This window comes from Marinobacter antarcticus, assembly GCF_011049865.1.
Lineage (GTDB): Bacteria > Pseudomonadota > Gammaproteobacteria > Pseudomonadales > Oleiphilaceae > Marinobacter > Marinobacter antarcticus_A.
In genome coordinates this window covers 1-4,512 of the sequence record NZ_DRGY01000096.1, presented here as the reverse complement: position 1 = coordinate 4,512, position 4,512 = coordinate 1, and the positions used below count along the sequence as shown (strand labels likewise).

The window sequence follows — 4,512 nt, the reverse complement described above, 5'->3', positions numbered from 1 at the left end:
TCTTCCGAGAGCTGAATCAAGCCTTTCTGGAGCTGTTTTGCCTTCAATGGGTCTTTCAGACGGATCCGACGGAACAACTCCGGCGCAAAATTGGGAATACCGGTAAACTTCATGTTTTCGCCGCCGGTAAATGTGTCTCCCAACTGGATTGTGCCGTGGTTATGCAGGCCAATAATATCGCCCGCATACGCTTCCTCTGCCCGTTCACGGTCTCCGGCCATAAACGTCAAACCGTCAGAAAACCGAACTTCTTTCGCAATCCGCACATGCCGGGCTTTCATGCCCTGGCTGTATTTACCCGACACGACGCGCATAAACGCAACTCTGTCCCGGTGTTGAGGGTCCATGTTGGCCTGAATCTTAAATACAAAACCGGTGAAAGCTTCGTCATCTGGCTGCACCAGCCTGTGGTCTGTTTCGCGGGGTTGAGGCGTGGGAGCCCAGTCAATTAGCCCGTCCAGCATGTGGTCGACGCCAAAGTTACCTAACGCCGTACCAAAAAACACCGGGGTCAATTCACCGGCCAGAAATGCCTCAAGATCGAACTCATGAGACGCCCCCTTCACCAACTCTACCTCATTGCGCAAGTCACTCGCGTAAGCACCAAGCACCGTGTCAAGTTCCGGATTAGCCAATCCACTGATAACGCGAACGTCCTGAATAGCGTGACCCTGCCCACCCTGATACAGAATCACTTCGTCACGGAGCAGGTGGTACACACCTTTAAAGTTTTTACCCATGCCAATAGGCCAGGTGATCGGTGCGCAAGCAATTTTCAGAACATTTTCCACTTCGTCCATCAGCTCTATCGGATCCCGGGTCTCACGATCGAGCTTATTCATGAACGTCAGAATAGGCGTATCTCGAAGCCGGGTGACGTCCATCAGCTTGATGGTGCGCTCTTCAACGCCTTTGGCGCTGTCGATAACCATCAAGCATGAATCCACTGCTGTCAGAGTACGATACGTGTCCTCAGAAAAATCCTCGTGACCCGGTGTGTCCAACAGGTTTATCAGTTTGCCGCCGTACGGAAACTGCATAACGGACGTGGTTACCGAAATACCCCGCTCTTTCTCCATTTCCATCCAGTCAGATTTTGCATGCTGGCCGGACTTTTTGCCCTTGACCGTGCCCGCCTTCTGTATAGCATTCCCGAACAAGAGGACTTTTTCGGTAATGGTGGTTTTACCAGCGTCCGGGTGAGAGATAATCGCAAAGGTGCGGCGTTTAGCCACTTCCTGGGAAAGGTGAGACATAGTCGAGGGGCAACCTGCGTCAGATGTTCGGGAAAGGCAGCATTATAAGGGTTAAGCGGTCATTACGCGAACAGAAGCAGCACGCATCAGGGTTGTAATAACAGCGTCATTACCCGTGCATCTTCGCGCCCTGAGGCAGCAGGATAATATCGGGGTCGACGACCTATTTCCTCAAAGCCCTCATTGCGATAGAGCTTGCTCGCAACGTTGTTACTCAGTCTCACTTCCAGAATAACCTGGTTCATACACTCACGGGCTGCTTCAGCAAGAAGGTAGCGCAGTAGGAGTTTTCCGGCACCCTGGCCACGACACCCGGGGTGGATGCAGAGATTCAACAGATGAACCTCGTCCAGTACATAGGAAATTACGGCGTACCCGACCAATGAGCCACCCTGACAAACGCCCCACAATCGGTAACTCGGCTTGAAGCAGTCCCGGAATATTCCTTCAGACCAGGGGTGCGAGTATCCCTGAAGCTCTATGTTCAGCATCTCAGGCAAATCCCTTGGCTCCAAAGGGCGTATCGTCAGATCCAGTTCACCAGCGGCGCAATATGAGTCGTCCCTTTTTGGCATCAGGTTCTGACCAACGGTTTCAGTTGCTGCCATAAAGAACGCTTGGAACGCGGATTACTGGCAAGTTCTGCAAGCGAATACTCAAATTCGATGTCGGGGCATCGCGCAAGTGTCTCTGCCAGCCAGCCACTATTTCCTTCACCCGAATCTCCATCGCCAATACGCCCCAGAACGATCACCTTCTTTTTGGCGACGTCACTCAAAACAGGCTTCATAACAGACACCAGATCAGCAATCGTTCCTCCCGCCACAAGGCGATTATTGAAAACAGGCCATTGGACCCACGCGGAGGGCTTTGCCTGCGCTTCCCCGAGGCTCTTCAGTATGTTTATAGCAAGAGTCTCCTGCAGACCAAGACTCACCTCTTTGGATATGCTGGCGATCAGAATATGACGCTGACCAAAAAACACTCCCACACTAAGACTCAGCGCCTTGCCCGTTTGTACCTGCGCCATCGGTGCCGGGGTCGTCGTGTTTTGGGGTTGATCGGTTGGCAACCTTGCCTCTACTGGCGGCGGCTGAGCCTGCGACTCTTTGCCCGTCGTCTCAACGCCTTGATCCATCAACGCCTGGAGATTGGCAATTCGCTGAGCTCCCCGCTTGCCAGTTTCAGGGGCGGCAGGCGCCGGATTGAGAGCGGCCTCTTCTGCGGGGGCCACTGCAGTCTTAACCTTACCCGACACAAGCGGCGTCGCTTGTTCATCCGGTTCCGGGAACAGAAATTCGGGGCTGGGCGCAGCACCCGGCAGCGGTTCGCGGGCGTACCACAACCGAACGCCCGCCAAGCCGAGATAGAATTGTCGTTGAGCTTCAGTCCGGATCATTCACGTTACCGTTGATCCGCTGCAGGCTCGTCGTTCCGGAGCACTTCAAATCAAACATCCGCCACCTGGGGGTGCTGGCGGATACCACCGCGGCTGATCAGGTTAAGGGCTTCAATGTAGGCTTTAGCCGAAGCAATGATGATATCGGTATCTGCACCTACGCCGTTTACGATTCGGCCACCACGCTCCAACCGAACAGTCACTTCACCCTGAGCGTCAGTTCCACTGGTAATGTTGTTCACGGAATAGAGCTGTAGATTGCAGCCTGAATCGACAAGCGATTCGATAGCCTTGAATGTCGCGTCGACCGGACCACTGCCTTCCGCTTCGACCTTGTGTTCCTTTCCATCCATTGTGAGTGTCATCGTGGCCTTGGGTATGACACCGGTCTCAGAACAAACCAGCAAGCAAACGAGCCCGTAACGACCGTCCTCATCCTTCTGCCGAGTGTCGCTGGCAATCGCCTGCAGATCTTCATCAAAGATCTCATGCTTCAAATCAGCCAGAGCTTTGAAACGGGTGAACGCCTCATTAAGCTCGGTTTCTGTTTCAAACTGAATGCCCAATTCGAGCAGGCGTGTGCGAAATGCATTGCGACCAGAGTGTTTGCCAAGAACCAGGCTATTCGTATGCCAGCCGACATCCTCCGCCCGCATAATCTCGTAGGTCTCACGATGCTTGAGCACACCGTCCTGATGAATACCCGACTCGTGGGCGAAGGCATTCGCACCTACTATGGCCTTGTTTGGTTGCACTGGAAAACCGGTGATAGTGGAGACGAGGCGTGACGTCGGAACAATATGGCGAGCGTCTATCCGGGTATCAATATTGAACAAATCCTGACGGGTACGAACAGCCATCACGATCTCCTCCAGAGACGCATTGCCGGCGCGCTCACCCAAACCATTAATGGTGCATTCTACTTGCCGGGCGCCGCGGGTTACCGCCGCGAGCGAATTTGCAACTGCAAGCCCCAGGTCGTTATGGCAATGAACCGAGAAAATGGCTTTGTCTGCATTAGGAATCCGATTCAGCAGTTGATAAACCGTGTCGGCAAACTGTTCGGGAATGGCGTAGCCAACCGTGTCAGGAATGTTAATTGTATTAGCGCCGGCGTCTATAGCGGCCTCAATAATCCGGCAAAGAAAATCCAGTTCCGAGCGACCCGCATCCTCACAGGAAAACTCAACGTCATCCACATGACTTCGCGCGCGCTTTACAGCCCGAACCGCCTGCTCAATCACGTCATCCGGTTGCATTTGCAGCTTGTGCTTCATGTGAATGGGCGACGTTGCAATAAACGTGTGAATGCGCGCTCGTTCTGCTGGGCGAATCGCTTCTGCGGCGCGATCAATGTCTTTATCCAGGGCTCGTGCAAGGCTGCAAATCGTTGACCCTTTTATGGTCTCCGCTATGGACTTGATCGCTTCGAAATCACCCTGGCTTGCGATTGCAAAACCGGCCTCGATCACATCAACACGTAGTTTTTCGAGAGCCTTGGCAATTCGGAGTTTCTCCGCCTTGTTCATGGTGGCGCCGGGACTCTGCTCACCGTCTCGAAGCGTGGTATCAAATATGACCAAGTGATCGCTGGCAGACATTGAGGTACTCCCTAAGGCATTTGCTAAGGCAATTGAATTTATGCCAACAGTATATCACTCAGAGGTAAAGTGAGCAGTGCCCACCTGAATCGCGAGCGCCCATTCGGGCATAAAAAAACCCCCTCTGGCGGACCGGAGGGGGTTTTTGGTATTAAGAGTCTGACGATGACCTACTCTCACATGGGCAAATGCCACACTACCATCGGCGCAGGCCTGTTTCACTTCTGAGTTCGGGATGGGATCAGGTGGTACCAGG

The 4,512-nt window shown here is 53.4% G+C and carries 4 protein-coding genes and 1 rRNA gene; all 5 read right to left on the bottom strand.

The window, feature by feature from the left end; translation table 11 throughout:
• Nucleotides 1–1,256: peptide chain release factor 3 (gene prfC, locus ENI00_RS12140; protein ID WP_304102612.1), on the bottom strand; the 1,256-nt coding region annotated here is incomplete at its 3' end.
• Nucleotides 1,257–1,342: 86 nt separating this feature from the next.
• The gene (gene rimI / locus ENI00_RS12135) at nt 1,343–1,864 is read right to left on the bottom strand and encodes a ribosomal protein S18-alanine N-acetyltransferase (protein WP_414674253.1); all 522 of its coding nucleotides are present in this window, start codon (nt 1,862–1,864) and stop codon (nt 1,343–1,345) included.
• The gene (locus tag ENI00_RS12130) at nt 1,831–2,655 is read right to left on the bottom strand and encodes a 2-isopropylmalate synthase (protein ID WP_304102609.1); all 825 of its coding nucleotides are present in this window, start codon (nt 2,653–2,655) and stop codon (nt 1,831–1,833) included. Before ENI00_RS12130 ends, rimI begins: the two co-directional genes overlap by 34 nt.
• Before the next feature lie 50 nt (nt 2,656–2,705).
• On the bottom strand, nt 2,706–4,256 hold the full coding sequence (locus tag ENI00_RS12125; RefSeq protein ID WP_304102606.1) for a 2-isopropylmalate synthase: 1,551 nt from the start codon (nt 4,254–4,256) through the stop codon (nt 2,706–2,708).
• A gap of 157 nt (nt 4,257–4,413) precedes the next feature.
• A 5S ribosomal RNA gene (rrf, locus tag ENI00_RS12120) occupies nt 4,414–4,512 on the bottom strand; the annotation flags it as partial.